The organism is Pseudomonas sp. 21 (assembly GCF_000955805.1).
Classification (GTDB): Bacteria; Pseudomonadota; Gammaproteobacteria; order Pseudomonadales; family Pseudomonadaceae; genus Pseudomonas.
In genome coordinates, this window is sequence record NZ_JYOA01000003.1 from 337,119 (window position 1) to 356,554 (window position 19,436).

At 65.9% G+C, this 19,436-nt stretch carries 5 protein-coding genes; 3 read left to right on the forward strand and 2 right to left on the reverse strand.

The annotated features are described in order from the left end of the window. The first annotated feature begins 18 nt into the window (after window positions 1-18). From UB43_RS07140 to lapD, 3 genes are all read left to right on the forward strand, one after another. A complete protein-coding gene (locus tag UB43_RS07140; RefSeq protein ID WP_045209742.1) occupies window positions 19-1,992 on the forward strand; it encodes an alkyl/aryl-sulfatase in 1,974 nt (657 codons plus the stop codon). 222 nt (window positions 1,993-2,214) lie between these two features. Beyond that, a complete protein-coding gene (gene lapG / locus UB43_RS07145; RefSeq protein WP_045209743.1) occupies window positions 2,215-2,862 on the forward strand; it encodes a cysteine protease LapG in 648 nt (215 codons plus the stop codon). 60 nt (window positions 2,863-2,922) lie between these two features. Next, window positions 2,923-4,866, forward strand: a complete 1,944-nt coding sequence (gene lapD, locus UB43_RS07150; RefSeq protein WP_045209744.1) for a cyclic di-GMP receptor LapD — start codon at window positions 2,923-2,925, stop codon at window positions 4,864-4,866. 493 nt (window positions 4,867-5,359) lie between these two features. Here the strand turns inward: lapD and UB43_RS07155 are convergent, their stop codons facing one another. Both UB43_RS07155 and UB43_RS29915 read right to left on the reverse strand, forming a co-directional pair. Beyond that, window positions 5,360-5,689, reverse strand: coding sequence for a hypothetical protein (locus UB43_RS07155; RefSeq protein WP_045209745.1), 330 nt, complete (start codon window positions 5,687-5,689; stop codon window positions 5,360-5,362). Between the two features lie 116 nt (window positions 5,690-5,805). After that, a complete protein-coding gene (locus tag UB43_RS29915; RefSeq protein ID WP_045209746.1) occupies window positions 5,806-19,302 on the reverse strand; it encodes a retention module-containing protein in 13,497 nt (4,498 codons plus the stop codon). Between the last annotated feature and the right edge of the window lie 134 nt (window positions 19,303-19,436).

A 19,436-nucleotide genomic window follows, 5' to 3' on the forward strand; every position in this document is an offset into this window, starting at 1 on the left:
AAATACCGGAGCCCTCCGATGTCCCGTCTTTCCGCAGCCGTGCTGCTTGCCAGCCTCTGCCCCGGCCTGCTGGTCGCCGCCGAACAGCCCAAGCCCCCGACTTCCTTTACCCAGGCCGCGCAGGAACAGGTACGCCAGTCGCTGCCGTTCAGTGACCGCGCCGACTTCGACCGGGTGGAGAAGGGACTGATCAAGCGTCCCGAGAACCTCGTGATCAAGAACGAGGACGGCACGGTCGCCTGGCAACTGGGCGGCTACGACTTCCTCAAGGCCGCCAGGGACGTCGCCAGCGTCAACCCGAGCCTGATGCGCCAGGCCCAGCTGAACCTCAGCTACGGCCTGTTCAAGGTGACCGACGGCATCTACCAGGTGCGCGGCTTCGACCTCGCCAACACCACCTTCATCGAAGGCAAGACCGGCTGGATCGTCATCGACACCCTGACCACCCCGGCGACCTCCAGGGCCGCCTACGCCCTGGTGAGCCAGGAGCTGGGACAGAAGCCGATCCGCGCGATCATCTACAGCCATGCCCACATCGACCACTTCGGCGGCGTGAAGGGCCTGGTCAGCCAGGAGCAGGTGGACAAGGGCGAGGTGCAGGTCATCGCGCCCAAGGGCTTCATGGAGGCGGCGATCAAGGAGAACGTGCTGGCCGGCAACGCCATGCTGCGCCGCGCCACCTACCAGTACGGCACCCTGCTGCCCAAGGGGCCGAATGGCCAGGTCGACATGGCCATCGGCAAGGGCGTCGCCCACGGCCCGATGAGCATCATCGCGCCGACCAGGCTGATCGAGGGCAACCTGCAGGACCTGGAAATCGACGGCGTACCCTTCACCTTCCAGAACACTCCGGGCACTGAATCGCCGGCGGAAATGAACGTCTGGCTGCCGCAGCAGAAGGCGCTGCTGATGGCCGAGAACGTCACCGCGACCCTGCACAACCTCTACACCCTGCGCGGCGCCGAGACGCGCGACCCGCTGGGCTGGAGCAAGTACATCAACGAGGCGCTGCACCGCTTCGGCGACCAGGCCGAGGTGATGTTCGCGGTGCACAACTGGCCGCGCTGGGGGCACGAGGACATCGTCCGCACCCTGGAGAAACAGCGTGACATGTACGGCTACCTGAACGACCAGACCCTGCACCTGGCCAACAACGGGGTGACCATCAACCAGATCCACGAGCGCCTGAAAGTGCCGCCGGAGCTGGCCAACGAATGGTTCAACCGCGGCTACCACGGCAGCGTCAGCCACAACGTGCGCGCGGTGGTGAACAAGTACCTGGGCTACTACGACAGCAACCCGGCGACGCTGAACCCGCTGGCGCCGGAGGATTCGGCGGTGAAGTACGTCGAGTTCATGGGCGGCGCCGATCACCTGCTGCAGATGGCCAAGGCTTCGTTCGACAAGGGCGAGTACCGCTGGGTGGTGGAGGTGGTCAACAAGCTGGTCTTCGCCGACCCGACCAACCAGGCCGCACGCAACCTGCAGGCCGACGCCCTGGAGCAGCTTGGCTACCAGGCCGAGAACGCCGGCTGGCGCAACAGCTACCTGACGGCCGCGCAGGAGCTGCGCAACGGTGTGCCGAGTGACCTGCCGTCGATGAAGTCGGGCAGCCCCGATGCGCTGGCGGCGATGGATACCGGCCTGCTGTTCGACTACCTGGGCGTGCGCCTGAACGCGGAGAAGGCCGAGGGCGAGGACTTCGCCATCAACCTGGTGCTGCCGGACAGGAACGAACAGTACCTGCTGGAGCTGAAGAACTCGCACCTGAACAACATCAAGGGCGTGCAGAGCGAGAACGCCGGGCAGACCGTGACCATCGACCGTGCCGACCTCAACCGCCTGATGCTCAAGGAAGTCTCGCCGGTGCGCCTGGTGTTCGAGGGCAAGCTCAAGAGCTCGGGCAACCCGCTGCTGCTGGCCAAGCTGTTCGGCATGCTGGAAGACTTCAACTTCTGGTTCGACATCGTCACCCCGCCGCAGAAGAGCTGAGCCTTTCCCCTCCGACGCGGCCGGTTCCCCGCCAGGCCGCGTCTCCCCTGGATGGCACACTGCAATGATTGCATTGTGCCATTGTTTTTTTCGCGGCCAGTCTGCACCATGCCACCCCTGCGCCCGCAGCTGGTTGCCGGCGCTCGCAGTCGAGTAGTCGCGATCGTGCTCAACCGTTGTTCCAGGGTGTTGCGTCGTCGCTGGCCGGGGCCGTTGGCCCTGATGCTGGCGGCTTCGCTCGGCGTCCTGGCGGGGGCGCAGCAGGTCGAGTGGGACTTCAAGCGGATCAGCCAGCAATCCGCTCGCCTATACGGGCCGCTGGGCGACGGCCAGGTGCGCATCGACGCCTGGCAGAAGCTGCTCGCGCAACAGGTCACGGCGAGCGAGCGTGACCAGCTGCAGGCGGTCAATCGCTTCTTCAACGAGCAGCTGCGCTTCACCGATGACCTGAGCCTCTGGCACGAAGTGGACTACTGGGCCACGCCGGTCGAGGCCTTGCTCAAGGGCGCCGGCGATTGCGAGGATTTCGCCATCGCCAAGTACATCAGCCTGCGACACCTGGGCGTGCCGGCACAGAAGCTGCGCATTACCTACGTCAAGGCGCTGCGCCTGAACCAGGCACATATGGTGCTCACGTATTACCCACGGCCCGACGCCGTACCGCTGGTGCTGGACAACCTGATCGGCAGCATCCTGCCGGCCAGCCAGCGCAGCGACCTGCAACCGGTCTACGCGTTCAACGGCGAGGGCCTGTGGCTCGCCGGCAATGGCGCGGGCGGCAGCAAGCAGGTAGGCGACAGCAAGCGGCTGTCGCGCTGGCAGGACCTGCTGAAGAAGATGAAGGCCGAAGGCTTCCCTCTGGATGAATAGCCACGCAACCGAAAGCTGCACCGACACGAATAGCTCCCGCGGGGGGAGCCTGGAGACACGATGTCCCTGTTCAAACAGTTGTTGATCGCCATCTGCCTGTTCCTGGTGATCGCCTTCAGCGGCAGCTTCATGGTCGGCCTGGAAAGCTCTCGCGAGCAGTACGGCAACCAGCTGCGCTCCCACGCCCAGGACGCGGCCACCGCGCTGGGCCTGTCGCTGACGCCGAACATCGACGACCCGGCGATGGTCGAGCTGATGGTCAGCTCGATCTTCGACAGTGGCTACTTCGAGAGCATCCGGGTGATCGACCTGGCCACCGGCAAGGTGATGGTGGAGCGCACCGGGGTGCCCGACGCGGTGGCGGCCAAGGTGCCGCAGTGGTTCATCGCGCTGATCGACCTGCACTCGGCTGGCGGCGACGCCATCGTCAGCCGTGGCTGGACCCAGGCGGCGCGGGTCGAGGTGCTCAGCCACCCGATGTTCGCCATCGCCAAGCTCTGGCAGAGCGCCCTGGGCAGCCTGCTCTGGCTGGTGCTGTGCGGCATCGCCAGCGCCGTGCTCGGCGCCATCCTGCTGCGTCGCCAGTTGAAACCGCTGGACTACATGGTGGCGCAATCCCACGCCATCGCCCGCCGTGAATTCCTCAGCCTGCCGGAGCTGCCGCGCACCCCGGAGTTGCGCCGCGTGGTGCAGGCCATGAACCAGATGGTGGAGAAGCTCAAGGCGCTGTTCCAGGAGCAGGCCCAGCGCAGCGAACGCCTGCGCGACGAGGCCTACCAGGACAGCCTGACCGGGCTGGGTAACCGGCGCTTCTTCGACATGCAGCTGAACAATCGCCTGAGCGCCGAAGACCAGGTCAACAGCGGCGTGCTGCTGGTGCTGCGGGTCAACGACCTCGCCGGGCTGAACCAGCGCCTGGGCGGCCAGCGCGTTGACCAGTTGCTCAAGGCGGTAGCCGACCAGTTGCGTCTGTCCGGGCAGGGGCTGGGCTCCGGCCTGACCCTGGCGCGCAGCCGTGGCGGCGAGTTCGTGATGCTGGCGCCGGGGCTGATGCCCGAGGACGCGCCGGCCCTGGCGATGCGCCTGGAGGGCATGCTGGCCGCGCTGGCGACCACGGGAGCCAGCGATGTGAGCCCGGTAGCTTGCCTGGGGCTGGTGCCCTTCGTTTCCGGCGAATCGGCGCAGTCGCTGTTGCAGCGCGCGGACGAGGCGCTGGTGCAGGCCGAGCGGCAGAACGACAGCTGCTGGGCCTTCCTCCAGGGCGGCGCCAAGCCGGTCGCCGAGGAGCGCCACAGCTGGCATCAGTTGCTGGACCAGGCGCTGGTGCACAAGCGCTTCCAGCTGCATTTCCAGGCGGTAGTGTCCTGTGCCGACCCGCAGGTAGTGCTGCATTACAAGGTGCTCTCGCGCCTGCCGGACGGGCAGGGCGGCAGCATCGCCGCCGGGCGCTTCCTGCCCTGGCTGGACCGCTTCGGCTGGACCGCGCGGCTGGACCTGCTGATGCTCGAAAGCGTGCTGGCGGACATGGCCAGGCACAACCGCCCGCTGGCGCTGAACCTTTCCGCCGCGCTGCTGCGCGATGAGTGGGCGACCACCCGCGTGTTCGACCTGCTGCGTCAGCACCCGCAATTCGCCGGGCGCCTGACCCTGGAGCTGGAAGAAGACCAGCTGCCGGCGCAACCGGTGCTGGAAGCGCTGACCCGCCGCCTCAGCGAGCTGGGTTATCGCCTGAGCCTGCAGCACTTCGGCGGGCGCTTCAGCATGATCGGCAACCTGGCCCGCCTGGGGCTGGCGTACCTCAAGGTCGATGGCAGCCATATCCGCCATATCGACCAGGAGAACGACAAGCGCCTGTTCATCGAGGCGATGCAGCGGGCCGCGCACAGCATCGACCTGCCGCTGATCGCCGAGCGCGTGGAGACGGCCGGGGAATTCCGCGTGCTGAAGGAAATGGGGATTCAGGGCGTGCAGGGGCAGTTGTTCGGTGGGCCGGCGCCCTGGTGACTCGCCGTAACTGACCTGTAGGAGCGGGCCATGCCCGCGATGTTGTTGCCCGAGCTTCGTTGTTCCTTCGCCGCTTCGGCGTAAGCGCGAGATTCTTGTTTCGCCCCCTCGGGCGAGTCACTTCTTCCAGACGCCGAAGAAGTAACCAAGAAGGCTTGCCCCTCCATCCGGTTTTTCGCTTAGGCGAAAAATACCCTCGTTGAAGCGCAGTTTCAGGGNNNCGCCACGACGGGCCATCCCTGGCCCATCGTGGCTCTCGCGACATCCATGTCGCTCAACCCCTGAAACTCCGCTTCAACGAGGCCTCCTGAAAGGGGCCGTCCGGAGTGCTCGGGCGTTTCTCTGGAAGTCTTCAGAGCCAAAGCCAAAGCCATAGCTGATAAGGAGCTGCTTTCTGTAGGAGCGAGNNTGCTCGCGAACCTGGCCTCGCAGCGGAGCTTGTTCGCGAGCAAGCTCGCTCCTACAGGGGCCGTCGCGGAAAAGAAAACGGGGCTCAGATCAGCCCCGTTTCCTCGTCGTCGTTGATCAGCCGGGTCAGCCCGCCCAGCGCTTCACGGGCCTGCGTCCGGTTGAGCAGCTTGGAGCGCGCCGCTGGCGGCAGGTCGGTGATGCGGATCACGCCCTTGGTGATCAGCACCGAGATCAAGTCCTCCAGTACCCGGATCATGTCCAGGTCGCTCTGCTTGAGCTGCAGCAGGCTGCTCTCGGCGGCCCAGGCCTGGATGTCCGGGTGGTCCGCCGGCAGGGTGCCGGTCATCCCGTCGAACTCGGCGTCCTCGACGCGCGCGATCTTCCCCTCGGCGTTGCGCTGGATGTACAGCATCGACCGGTCCCCATTTCTCGTGATGTGAAGGAACGACAGCGGAACCACCCCGAAGGGAGGCCCCGCTGTCGCCGTGTCAGAGCCTGACCGTTTGGAAGCCTTGCGGCAACCGTGGATCAGTGATGCTCAGTCTTGACCACCGGGTCGGAACCCGCCACCAGCTTGTTGACGATCTCGGTGGAGGTCGAGCCGTAGGCGGAGAGGTCGACCCCGCTCAGCTTGATGGTGACGTCCGCGGCCCCGCCGGTGTTGATCTGCCCGGTGGTGCTCACCTGCAGGGTCGAGGTCGTGGTGTCCACCTTCAGGTAGCTGAGGATGTCGTTGTGCGCGGTCTCTGGCAGCAGGTCGCTGATGTCGATGCGGTCGCCTTCACCGGCCTTGAAGTCGGTGATGGTGTCGTTGCCGATATCGCCGGCCTTCCAGATGAAGGTGTCGGCACCCGCACCGCCGGTGAGGATGTCGTCGCCCTTGCCGCCGGTGAGCTGGTCGTCGCCGGTGCCGCCGAAGAGGATGTCGTTGCCATTCTCGCCGAACAGGAAATCGTTGCCGCCCTGGCCGTAGAGGATGTCGTTGCCATCGCCGCCATACAGGTGGTCGTCGCCGCCGCGGGTATCGCCCTCGACGTTGAACAGCGCGTGGTTGGCCTTGATGTAGTCGTACATCTCGTCGCTGGTCGCCGTGTGACCGTTCTTCAGCTCCAGGAACGCCGACAGGGCGCTGACCCCCGAGCCCGCCGGCATGTCGGCCGGTTTGGCCGGGTTGCCGTTGACGCCCCAGGGCAGGTTATCGGTGTTGATGGTGTCACCGAAGATGATGTCGTCACCCGCGCCACCGGAGATGGTGTCATGGCCCGAGGGCGCCAGCTCGGTGGAGGTGGAGCCGCCATGCAGCGCAGCCGTGAGGTCGCTGGCCTGCTTGACGATGTCCACCTGCCCGGTGGGTGCCTGGGTGGTGGTGATCTGCTTGAGGTTGTCGAGGGTGACGGTGGCCGTGCCGGCGGTGGTGTTGTCGGTCAGCACGTAGTCGATGCGATAGGTGCCTTCGCCGACCGCCTTGTCGGTGGTGTAGGTGGTGTTGCTCGACGACGACGTCAGCGTGTGCGTTTCCACTGTCGACCAGGCGCCGTTGACGAACTGCTTCAGCGTCCAGGTGAAGGTGTCGCCGCTGCGCATGCTTTCGGTGAAGTCGAAGCTGAAGGTCGAGGTGCTGTTCTTGGTGACGGTCAGGTCCGAGGTGATGGCGGTGGTGGAGCCGCTGGCACTGGTGTCGGTCATGGACAGCTTGTTGCCGGAGATGCCGACCGAGCCGGTGGAGCTCTTGGTCAGCGTCCAGCCCGGCAGGGCGCTGTTGTTGTCGAAGGTGAACAGCGTGGAAGTGGTGTTGTAGGACACCGTGCCGAGACCGGTGACGCTGGTGTTGTCGAAGTACTTGAGGGTGCTCTCGTTGACGTTGGTGCCGATGCCGATGGCACGGACTTCGCTGAGCGCCGAGAGGCTGGCGAACGCTTGCGTGGTGTTCTGCATCAGCGTACCGCTGCCGCTGGACTCGGTCGGGTCGCCGTCGGTGAGGAACAGGGTGACGTTCTCGTAGCCGTTCTTCTGGGTGTTGAACCAGCTGACCGCCTGGCCGAACGCTTCCTGGTAGTCGGTGCCGCCGCTGGCCTGCAGCCCCTGGGACTGGGATTGGCCGATGGCGGTGAGCAACTGGTTGATGTTGGCGTCGGACAGGTCGCTGATGCTGACCTTCAGCGTGGCGCTGCTCTGGAAGCCGATCAGGGAGATGTTGATGATCCCGTCATGGCCCTTGAGCTCGTTGGCCAGGTTGATCAGTGCGTCCTTGACCAGCTTCATCCGGGAATCGGCGTAGGCCGCACCGGACTGGCCGGCGAGGTTGTAGGCCATGCTGCCGGAGGTGTCGACCACCAGGGCGATGTTGTAGTTGGTGCCACCCTGGGTGAGCGTCTTGATGCCGCCGACGTCGCCGAGGATCACGTCATCGCCCGAGCCGCCGGTGAGTGTGTTGTCGCCGTTGGGGTTGGTGCTCGGGATCTGCACCTGGCCGACGTGGATATCGAAGCCATACGTGCCCGAGGTATCGACACCACCGTTGGCCACGCCGCCGCTGTCCTGAACCGCGAACTCGAAGTGGGCGTTGCTGCCCGAGCTGTCCGGGACGTAGGTCAGCTTGCCGCTGGAGACATCGCTGGCCTTGATCGACTGGCCGGCGGTCACGGCCTGGCCGTTGAGCAGCAGGCTGCCAGTAGCCGGCAGGGCCTTGATCAGGATGTTCTGCAGGCTGTGGTTCTGGCCGTTGGCGGAGTCCGCGGTGTCGCTGAAGGCGAAGTCCTTGAGGGCGAAGGTGTAGGTCTTGCCGGCGTAGACGCTGGCCGAACCGTCCGCCGACAGTGGCGCATCGTTCACCGGGGTGACGTTGAAGGTCAGGGTGCTGGACGAGCTGGAGAAGCCGTCGTGGCTGTCCTGTACCGAGAACTTCAGGGTCGCGTAGGCGTTGCCCGCGGCATTCGCCACCGGGGTGTAGACCAGGCTGGCGAGCAGGCTGACGGCGATCACCTGGCCGGCGGTCACCGACTGGCCATTGAGGGTCAGGCTGCCGGCGCTGGGCAGGTTGTCGATGCGGATGGCCTTGAGCGCGTCGCCGGCGTCCTTGTCGCTGAAGCCGAAGTCGCTGGCGCTGAAGCTGCGCTTGCCGTCCTCGTTCAGGGTCACGGTGCTGTCGGTGGCGGTGGGCAGGTCGTTGCTGCCGGTCACGGTGATGGTCACGGTGGCCGGTGCGCTGACCGCACCCTGGGCGTCCTTGGCGGTGTAGGTGAAGGTTACCTGGCGCGATTCGCCGACATTGAGCGAGTCAAAGTCGGTGCCCGGGTTGAACACGTAGCTGCCATTGGCGTTGAAGACAAGGGTACCGTTGCCGGCGCCCACGCTCTGTACCAGGGCATAGCCGTTGGGGTTGACCGCGCTGTCAATGTCGGTGGCCGCCGGTACCTGGCCGTTGAGCGTGTTGTTCTCGCCGGTGGTCTGCAGGTCGTTCTTGGCTTCCGGTGCATCGTTCACCGCGTTGACGCCCACGGTGACGGTCGCGGTGCTGGTGCCGCCGTGGCCGTCGCTGATGGTGTAGGTGAAGCTGCCGCTGCCGTTGAAGTCCTTGGCCGGGGTGAAGACGACGTTGCCGCCCTCGAGCTTCACACTGCCGTTCACTGCGTTCTGCACGCTGACGATGGTCAGGCTGTCGCCGTCCACGTCGCTGTCATTGCCCAGCAGGGTCTGCGGGGCAATCGTCAGCGCGGTGTCCTCGTTGGTCACCAGCTCGCCCACGGCGTGGGTCAGCGCGGTGCCGCCCACGGTGGCGTAGGTGCCGCCCTGCGGGCGCATCTCCACCTGCAGCTGGGCCTGGCCACCCTGATCCCAGTAGACGATCTCGATGCTGTGGTTGCCGCTCTGGGCGATGGTGAACACCGCCGATTCGCGACCGGTCGGGCTCTGGATGGCGTCGTACTTGAACACCTCCACGCCGTCGATCTTGATGCTGAAACCGTCGTCGGCGTTCACCCGCAACTGGTAGTTGCCGGCGTTGAGGTTGATCGCCCCGGTGAGCTGGATGATCGCATCGGAGGTGTTCGCCGGGTCGGTGTTCAGCGAGCCGGCATCGTTGCCGAGGAACTTCTGCAGGTTGCCGTCGCCGCCCAGGTCACCGCCGCTGAGGTTGTAGTTCAGGGTGGTGGAGGTGAAGGTGGCGCTGGCAGCGTGACCGTTCATGAAGGCGGTCACCTGGCTCAGGCTGGTCAGGTTGCTGCCATCCGGCCCTTCGTTGTAGCCCCAGTAGTTGCCCTTCAGACCGCTGAGGGTGAAGTTGTCGTTCACCGCCACCGGGGCGTCGTTCACCGGCGTCACGTTGAAGGTGATCTTGTTCGGCGTGGTGTCGTAGGTGTTGCTGCTGTCCTTCACCGAGAAGGTGAAGTTGGCGTAGTTGTTGCCGTTGGCGTTGGCGGCCGGGGTGAACACCAGCTTGCCGAGGTCGGCGGCGTCGATCACCTGGCCTGCGGTCACGGCGTTGCCGTTGAACTTCAGCGTGCCGTTGCTGGGCAGGCTGTCGATGCGCACGCCGCTCAAGGTATCGCCGGCGTCCGCGTCGCTGAAGCCGAAGTCGGCGACGGTGAAGCTGCGGCTGCTGTCTTCGTTCAGGGTGATGGTGTTGTCGGCGCCGTTGGGGGCGTCGTTGCTGCCGTTGACGGTGATGGTGATGGTCTTCGGATCGCTGAGCGCGCCGGCGTCGTCCTTCGCCTGGTAGGTGAAGGTGACGGTTTCGCTCTGGCCGGCGGCCAGGTGATCGAAGGCGGTGCCCGGCGTGAAGGTGTAGCTGCCGTTGGCGTTGAAGACGAGGCTGCCCTTGCCCTGGGCAACGTCGGTAGTCAGCTGGTAGCCGACCACGGTGCCGTCGATATCGGAGGCCGCCGGGACCTGGCCGTGAAGAACGGTGTTCTCTTCGGTGGACGCGGTGCCATCGACTGCAACCGGCCGGTCATTGGTGCCGGTGACGTCGATGGTGATGGTTTTCGGATCGCTCAGGGCGCCGTTGTTGTCCTTCGCCTGGTAGGTGAAGGTCACGGTTTCGTGAGCACCGGCGGCCAGGTGATCGAAGGCGGTACCCGGGTTGAAGGTGTAGCTGCCGTCTGCGTTGAAGGTCAGGGTGCCTTTGCCGGCGGCCACGTTGGTGGCGAGCTGGTAGCTGGCGATGGTGCCGTCGACGTCAGTGGCAGCCGGGACCTTGCCCTGGAGCACGGTGTTCTCGCCAGTGGTCTGGGTATTGGCGTAGGCGACCGGCGCATCGTTGGTGCCGTTGATGGTGACGGTCACGTTGGTGCTGGTGCCGTCGGCGGCTTTCACGACGAAGGTGTCGGTGAGGTGCTCGCCGACCTTCAGCTCGTTGAAGGCGGAGTTGGCCACGTAGGACCAGGTGCCGTCAGCGGCGACGCTGAATTTGCCATTGGTGCCGGCGGTATTGGTCTGGGTCTGGAAGACCGCCTGGCTGTCGACATCGTTGACGATCAGCTTGCCGGCGATGGTCACCGGGGCGTTGGTTTCGTCGGCGCTGCCGCTGGTCTGGCCGGTGATCACGGCCGCGTCGTTGGTGCCGGTGACGGTGATGGTGATGGTCTTCGGATCGCTCAGGGCGCCGTTGTTGTCCTTCGCCTGGTAGGTGAAGGTGAGGTCCTGGGTCTGGCCGGCGGCCAGGTGGTCGAAGGCGGTGCCCGGATTGAAGCTGTAGCTGCCGTCGCTGTTGAAGGTCAGGGTGCCTTTGCCAGCGGCCACGTTGGTGGCGAGCTGGTAGCTGGCGACAGTGCCGTCGACGTCAGTGGCGCTCGGGACCTGGCCGTTGAGGACGGTGTTCTCTTCGGTGGTCTGGCTGTCGGCGTAGGCGACCGGCGCATCGTTGGTGCCGTTGAGGGTCACGGTGACGGTGGTGCTGGTGCCGTCGGCGGCCAGGACGTTGAAGGACTCGGTCTGGTGCTCGCCGGCCTTCAGTTCGTTGTAGGCCTCGTTGGTGACATAGCTCCAGGTGCCGTCAGCGGCGACGCTGAACTTGCCGAAGGTGCCGGCGGTGTCGGTCTGGACCTGGAAGCTGGCCGGGCCGTCGACGTCGGTGACGTTCAGCTTGCCGTCGATGGTGACCGGGGCGTTGGTTTCGTCGGCGCTGCCGCTGGTCTGGCCGGTGATCACCGCCGCGTCGTTGGTGCCGGTGACGGTGATGGTGATGGTTTTCGGATCGCTCAGCGCGCCGTCGTTGTCCTTCGCCTGGTAGGTGAAGGTCACGGCTTCGCTCTGGCCGGCGGCGAGGTGGTCGAAGGCGGTGCCCGGATTGAAGCTGTAGCTGCCGTCGCTGTTGAAGGTCAGGGTGCCTTTGCCAGCGGCTACGCCGGTGTCGAGCTGGTAGCTGGCCACGGTGCCGTCGACGTCGGTGGCAGCCGGGACCTGGCCGTTGAGAACGGTGTTCTCCTCGGTGGTCTGGCTGTCGGCGTAGGCGACCGGCGCATCGTTGGTGCCGTTGACGGTGATGGTGATGGTCTTCGCATCGCTCAGCGCGCCGTTGTTGTCCTTGGCCTGGTAGGTGAAGGACACGGTTTCGCTCTGGCCGGCGGCCAGGTGATCGAAGGCGTTACCCGGGTTGAAGCTGTAGCTGCCGTTGGCGTTGAAGGTCAGGGTGCCCTTGCCGGCGGCGACGTCGGTGGCGAGCTGGTAGCTGGCGATGGTGCCGTCGACATCGGTGGCGCTCGGGACCTGGCCGTTGAGAACGGTGTTCTCCCCGGTGGCCGCGCTGCCGTCGAAGGCGGCCGGCGCGTCGTTGGTGCCGACGATGTTCACGGTCACGGTGGCGCTGGTGCCGTCGGCGGCCTTCACGGTGAAGGTGTCAGTGTAGGTCTGGCCGACCTTCAGTTCGTTGTAGGCCTCCTTGGCGACGTAGGTCCAGTTGCCGTCGGTGCCCAGGTTGAAGGTGCCGTACTTGCCGGCGACATTGTTCTGCGCCTGGAAGGTTTCCGGGCCGTCGACGTCGCTGACGTTGAGCTTGCCGCTGGTGCTGACCGGCGCGTCGGTCTCGTTGACGCTGCTGGACTTCACGCCGCTGATGACGGCGGCGTCGTTGCTGCCGGTGACGGTGATGGTGATGGTCTTCGGATCGCTCAGCGCGCCGTTGTCGTCCTTCGCCTGGTAGGTGAAGGTGACGACCTGGCTCTCGCCGGCGGCCAGGTGGTCGAAGTCGCTGCCTGGCTCGAAGTGGTAGGTCCCGCTGGAGTTGAAGTTCAGCGAGCCGTTGCCCTGGCCGACGTCGGTGACCAGCTGGTAGCTGGAGACCTTGCCGTCCGGGTCGGTAGCGGCCGGTACCTTGCCGTTGACGCGGCCGTTCTCGTCGATGGTGACGCTGTCATCGTACGCGGTGGGCGCATCGTTGGTGCCGAGGATGTTCACGGTGACGCTGGAGCTGGTGCCGTCGGCGGCCTTCACGGTGAAGGTGTCGGTCAGCGTCTCGCCCGGCTTCAGTTCGTTGTAGGCATCCTTGGCGACGTAGGTCCAGTTGCCGTCGGTGCCGAGGTTGAAGGTGCCGTACTTGCCGGCGACGTTGGTCTGGGCCTGGAAGCTGTCCGGGCCGTCGACGTCGCTGACGTCCAGCTTGCCGGTGGTGGTGATCGGCGCGTCGGTCTCGTAGACGTTGACGATCTTCGCCCCGCTGATGATCGCGGCATCGTTGCTGCCGTTCACGGTCAGGGTCAGGACGTTCTCGTCGGTGGCGCCCTTGTCGTCGGTGACGATGAACTTGATCTGCAGTTCGAGGGACTCACCGGCGCCGAGCTTCTGGTAGTCGGCGTGGTTGCCGTTGAAGCTCCAGGTGCCGTCGGCGTTCAGGGTGAAGCCGCTGGGCGCGGCGTCCTTCAGGCTGAAGTACAGCGCGTGGCCGTCGTCGACGTCGGTTGCGGTGAGCGTGCCGCCGCTGATCTTGTCTTCATTCACCGAAGCGCTGGCGGCCTTGGCCTGCGGCGCATCGTTGGTGCCGATGACGGTGATGGTCAGGGTGCTGGTGCTCTTCGCACCGTACTGGTCGGTGACGCTGTAGTTGACGGTGAAGACCTGGGTCGCACCCACGGCCAGGTGCTGGTACGCCGCATTGCTGGCGTCGAAGCTCCATTTGCCGCTGCTGTCGCTGCTGAAGCCCGCCGGCAGGCTGCCGGTGGTGGCGAAGGTCAGCACGGCGTTGTGGTCGACGTCGCTGCCGGCCAGCTGGCCACCGATCTTGCTGTCTTCGTAGACGGTTTCCTTCATCACCCCGGCCACCGGTGCGTCGTTGGTGCCGGTGATAGTGAGGGTCAGGATGCTGGTGTCGCTGGCGCCGTGTTCGTCGGTCACGGTGTAGTGGATGGCCAGCGTCTGCGTCTCGCCCTGGGCGAGGTTGTCGTAGGCCGGGTCCTTGGCGTCGAACAGCCAGCTGCCGTCGGACTTCAGGGTGAAGCCGGCGGTGTTCTGCGCGGTGCTGAAGGTCAGCTGGGCGTTGTGGTCGACGTCGGTGGCCTGCAGCTTGCCGGTGATCTCGCTGACGGGCTTGAGCTGGTTGCCCAGGGTGGTGTTGTTGGCGCCGTTGGTGGTAAGGGTCCAGTTGCTGCCGGTGTGGGTGACCTGGCCGACCACGTTGCCGACGCTCACCTGCGACGGCAGGTTGCTCAGTACGAGGGTCGAGTCGACGGCGGTGTCGGTGGCATCGGAAACGCCCAGGACGATGGTGTAGGTGCCCGGCTTGTCGAACACCTGCTGGAAGGTCTGCAGGCCCGAGTTGCCGCCGTCACCGACCGTGGACACGCTGGAAAGCAGTTGCACCTTCTGGCCGTTGACCTGCACGTAGGCGAAGTCGTTGTACGACCCGCCGTCGTTGGTGCTGAATTTCCAGTTGAAGCTGACCGCTTCGCCCGGCTGGGTGGTGGTGATGGTCAGGGTGACGGACGAGCCGTCGGTGGCGCTGGCCACGACGCCGAGGTCCTTGATGCCGCCTTCGACCGCGCTGGCGCTGGCCGGGTAGGCGACCGGCGCGTCGTTGGTGCCGACGATGTTCACGGTGACGCTGGAAGCGGTGCCATCGGCGGCCTTCACGGCGAAGGTGTCGACCAGGGTCTCACCGACCTTCAGCTCGTTGTAGGCGGATTTCGCGGTGTAGGTCCACTGGCCGTCGGCGCCCAGGTTGAAGGTGCCGTACTTGCCGGCGACGTTGCTCTGCGCCTGGAAGGTTTCCGGGCTGTCGACGTCGCTGATGGTCAGCTGGCCGCTGGTGCTGATCGGTGCGTTGGTCTCGTTGACGCTGACCGAAGTCTGGCCGCTGATGACCGCGGCGTCGTTGCTGCCGGTGACGGTGATGGTGATGGTCTGCGGGTCGCTCAGCGCGCCGTTGTCGTCCTTCGCCTGGTAGGTGAAGGTGACGTCCTGGCTTTCGCCTGCGGCCAGGTGGTCGAAGTCGGTGCCCGGCTCGAAGGTGTAGCTGCCGTCGGCATTGAAGGTCAGGCTGCCATGACCCTGGCCGACGTCGGTGGCCAGTTGGTAGCCGACGACGCTGCCGTCGATATCGGTCGCCACCGGAACCTGGCTGGTGAAGGCCGTATTCTCGCCGGTGGTCCTGGTGTCGCCGAATGCCACCGGCGCGTCGTTGGTGCCGACGATGTTCACGGTGACCGTGGCGCTGGTGCCATCGGTCGCCTTGACGGTGAAGCTGTCGGTCAGCTTTTCGTCCTGCTTGAGCTCGTTGTAGGCATCGTTGGCGGTGTAGGTCCAGGTGCCATCGGAGCCCAGGCTGAAGGTGCCGTACTTGCCGGCGACGTTGCTCTGCGCCTGGAAGCTGGCCGGGCCGTCGACGTCGCTGACGGTCAGCAGGCCGCCGGTGGTGACCGGGGCGTTGGTCTCATCGACGTTCACGCTGGCCACGCCGCCGATCACGGCCGGGTCGTTGCTGCCGGTGACGGTGATGGTCAGGGTCTGGGTGTCGGTGGCGCCGTGTTCGTCGGTGACGATGTACTTGACCTGGATGTCCTTGGTCTCGCCTTCGGCGAGGGACTGGTAGGCCGGGTCCTTGCCATCGAAGGTCCAGCTGCCGTCGGTCTTCAGGGTGAAGCCGGCCGGCGGGTTGCCGGAGACGCTGAAGCTCAGCTTGGCGCCGTCGTCCACGTCGGTGGCGGTGAGCTGGCCCTTGCTGACGGCATCTTCCTGGGCGGCTGCAGTAGCAGCGTCAGCCTTGGGCGCATCGTTGGTGCCGGTGACTGTGATCACCAGCACGCTCTGGGTGCTGGCGCCGTGTTCGTCGGTGACGGTGTAGCCCACGCTGATGAGCTGGGTCGCGCCAGCCTTCAGGTGCTGGTAGGCGGCATCGCCCGCATCGAAGCTCCACTTGCCGTCGCTGCCCAGGATCAGGCCCGCCGGAGCGGCCTTGTTCAGGCTGTAGGTGAGCTGCGCGCCATTGTCCACGTCGATGGCTTTCAGCTCGCCGCTGATCTGCGCATCTTCCTTGACGCCATTGAGCAGCGAGGGCAGGGCGATCGGCGTGTCGTTGGTGCCGGTGACGGTCAGCGTCAGGGTGTTGGTGCTGGTGGCGCCGTGTTCGTCGGTGACGGTGTAGTCGATCGACAGGACCTTGGTCTCGCCGGCGGCGAGGCTCTGGTAGGCCGGGTCGAGGCCGCTGAAGGCCCAGGTGCCGTCCTTGAACAGGGTGAAGCCGGCCGGTGCCTTGTCATTGAGGCTGAAGCTGAGCTTCGCGCCGTCGTCGACATCGCTGGCAGTCAGTTTGCCGAAGCTGAGCTTGTCTTCGCTGGCCTTGGCGGACGCCGCGTTGGCTACCGGTGCATCGTTGGTGCCGGTGATGGTGATGGTCAGGCTGCTGGAGCTGGTGGCGCCGTGCTCGTCGGTGACGGTGAACGGGATGCTGAGGGTCTGCGTGGCACCGGCCTTCAGGTGCTGGTACTCGCTGCCGCTGGCATCGAAGGTCCACTTGCCGTCGGCGTCGACGCTAAAGCCGGCCGGGGCGGCCTTGTCCAGGGCGTAGCTGAGCTGGGCGCCGTTGTCAGCGTCGGTGGCGGCGAGCTGGCCGCTGATCTGCGCGTCCTCCTTCACCGCGCCGGTGGTGGCGCTGGCGACCGGCGCGTCATTGCTGCCGGTGACGGTGATGGTGATGGTCTGCGGGGCGCTCAGGGCGTCGTTGTCGTCCTTCGCCTGGTAGGTGAAGGTGATGTCGCGGGATTCGCCGTCGGCCAGGCTGTCGAAGTCCTTGCCGGGGTTGAAGCTGTAGCTGCCGTCGGCATTGAAGGTCAGGGTGCCGTTGTTGGCGCCCACGCCGGTGGTCAGTTGATAGCCGGCGATGCTGCCGTCCACGTCGGTGGCTGCGGGCACCTGGCCGTTGAAGACGGTGTTCTCTTCAGTGGTGGCGCTGTCGGCATAGGCGACCGGTGCGTCGTTGGTGCCGGTGACGGTGATGGTGACAGTCTGCGGATCGCTCAGTGCGCCGTTGTTGTCCTTCGCCTGGTAGGTGAAGGTCACGGTCTCCTGGGCGCCGGCGGCCAGATGGTCGAACGCGGTGCCCGGGTCGAAGCTGTAGCTGCCGTTGCCGTTGAAGGTCAGCGAGCCCTTGCCCTGGGCGACGTCGGTGGTCAGTTGGTAGCTGACGACGGTGCCGTCCACGTCGGTGGCAGCCGGAACCTGGCCGTTGAGAACGGCGTTCTCTTCAGTGGTGGCGGTGGCGGCCGAGGCGACCGGCGCGTCGTTGGTGCCGTTGATGGTGACGGTCACGTGGGTGCTGGTACCGTCGGCGGCTTTCACGACGAAGGTGTCGGTGAGGTGTTCGCCGACCTTCAGCTCGTTGAAGGCGGAGTTGGCCACGTAGGACCAGCTGCCGTCAGCGGCGACGCTGAACTTGCCGTTGGTGCCGGCGGTGTCGGTCTGGACCTGGAAGCTGGCCGGGCCGTCGACATCAGTGATGTTCAGCTTGCCGTCGAGGGTGACCGGGGCGTTGGTTTCGTCGGCGCTGCCGCTGGTCTGGCCGGTGATCACCGCCGCGTCGTTGGTGCCGGTGACGGTGATGGTGATGGTCTGCGGGTCGCTCAGCGCGCCGTTGTTGTCCTTCGCCTGGTAGGTGAAGGTGACGTCACGGGTCTCGCCCTGGGCCAGGCTGTCGAAGTCCTTGCCGGGGTTGAAGCTGTAGCTGCCGTCCGGGTTGAAAGTCAGGTTGCCATTGCCGTTGCCGACGTCGGTGGTCAGCTGGTAGCCGGCGACGCTGCCGTCCACGTCGGAGGCGGCCGGGACCTGGCCGTTGAGAACGGTGTTTTCTTCGGTGATGGCCGCGCCCGGCAGGGCGACCGGCGCATCGTTGGTGCCGGTGACGGTGATGGTGATGGTCTGCGGGTCGCTCAGCGCGCCGTTGTTGTCCTTCGCCTGGTAGGTGAAGGTGACGTCACGGGTCTCGCCCTGGGCCAGGCTGTCGAAGTCCTTGCCGGGGTTGAAGCTGTAGCTGCCGTCCGGGTTGAAAGTCAGGTTGCCATTGCCGTTGCCGACACCGGTGGTCAGTTGGTAGCCGGCGACGCTGCCGTCCACGTCGGAGGCGGCCGGCACCTGGCCGTTGAGAACGGTGTTTTCTTCGGTGGTGGCTGCGCCCGGCAGGGCGACCGGCGCGTCATTGGTGCCGGTCAGGGTCACGGTGAGGGTGGCGGTGCTGGTTGCTCCGTGCTCATCGGTGACGGTGTAGGGCACCTGCACGATCTGGGTCTCGCCCTCGGCCAGGTGCTGGTAGGCCGGGTCCTTGCCATCGAAGGTCCAGCTGCCGTCCGGCTTCAGGGTAAAGCCCGCCGGCGGATTGCCGTTGGTGGTGAAGGTGAGGGTGCTGCCGGTGTCGCGGTCGGTGGCCACCAGTTGGCCGCCGATCACGCTGTCTTCGTTGCCGCTGGCCTGGCCATCCTGGGCGACCGGGGTGTCGTTGGCACCCTGGACGTTGAGGGTGATGACGCGGGTATCGGTGGCGCCGGACGGATCGGTGACGGTGACGGTGAAGCTCTCGCTCGGGTTCTGGCCCAGCGGCAGGGCGTTCACCGCATTGGCGTCGACCACGTAGGTGTAGCTGCCATCGGCATTGACGGTCAGCTCGCCGTAGGCGCCCTTGGCGCTGCCGCTCCAGGTCAGGTTGGTGTCGTCGACGTCGGTGGCGGTCAGTTGGCCCTTGATGTCGGCGAAGCTATCGTTGGCGGCGGTGTCAGTGATGGCACTGGTATAGGTGCCAGTGGCCACCGGAGCGTCGTTCACCGGGGTGATGCCGACGTTCACGACCAGGGTGCTGGACGCGCCACGGCTGTCGGTGACGATCACGGTGAAGCTGTCGGCGCCGTTGTAGTCGCCGTTCGGGTTGTACTGCCAGGTGCCGTCGGGGTTGAGCACCAGCAGGCCGTTGGCCGGTGCCTGGCCGACGCTGTAGGAGATCAGGTCGCCATTCGGGTCGCGGGCGGAGAAGGCACCGGTGAGCAGGGTGTCTTCGGCGGTGGTGAGGTTCAGCACGCCGTTGCCGCCGTCCTCGAACTGCGGCGCGAGGTTGGCCGGCAGTTCGCCCTGGCGCTCGTCACCCGCGGAGCCGCCGTTGTCCAGGCCGGCGGTGGTGTAGCCGATGGTCGGATCGACGTGGCCGGCAGTGGCGTCCAGCACCACGAAGCTGTGGCCGCCGCCAACGCCACCGTTGCCGCCAGCTGCCGAAGGAGCGGCAGTCGGGCCTGCTGCAGTGGGCGCCAGCGCCTGGGTCGGGTCGAGGCCGGCGGCGATGGCTTTCTGCAGGTCTTCGGTGCTCGGCGCATTGGCCGGCTGCGCCGCGGCGTGGTGCGCCTCGGCCTGCGGCAGGTCGGCGCTGCTCCACTGGCTGTCGCGGCCCAGGTCCACCAGCTTGCCCTTGCCGACATCGAGCGTCACCGCGCCGGAAGCGCCGGTGAGCAACTGCTCGCCCTGATAGATACGGTCACCTTCGACCAGGACGCGCTGGGCGCCTTCGGGGGATACCGCAATCACTTGGCCGATGATGCTTTTTACGACGGCGACGACGCTGCTCATGCACTTCTCCTGGTGAGGCTTGCCTGGTTGCCGACCGGCCGCAGGTGAGGTCGGCTCAGGAGGCATTCCCTTGTCTTTAAGAGCAAAAAGTTTGGCGTCAATACATTGGCTTATAGCGGTTGGAAATTACGTAT

Excerpts from the sequence above, each read along its gene's own strand:
- UB43_RS07155 (WP_045209745.1), bottom strand. The coding sequence starts at position 5,689 with ATGCTGTACATCCAGCGCAACGCCGAGGGGAAGATCGCGCGCGTCGAG.
- lapG (WP_045209743.1), top strand. The coding sequence starts at position 2,215 with ATGCTGGCGGCTTCGCTCGGCGTCCTGGCGGGGGCGCAGCAGGTCGAG.
- UB43_RS29915 (WP_045209746.1), bottom strand. The coding sequence starts at position 19,302 with ATGAGCAGCGTCGTCGCCGTCGTAAAAAGCATCATCGGCCAAGTGATT.
- UB43_RS07140 (WP_045209742.1), top strand. The coding sequence starts at position 19 with ATGTCCCGTCTTTCCGCAGCCGTGCTGCTTGCCAGCCTCTGCCCCGGC.
- lapD (WP_045209744.1), top strand. The coding sequence starts at position 2,923 with ATGTCCCTGTTCAAACAGTTGTTGATCGCCATCTGCCTGTTCCTGGTG.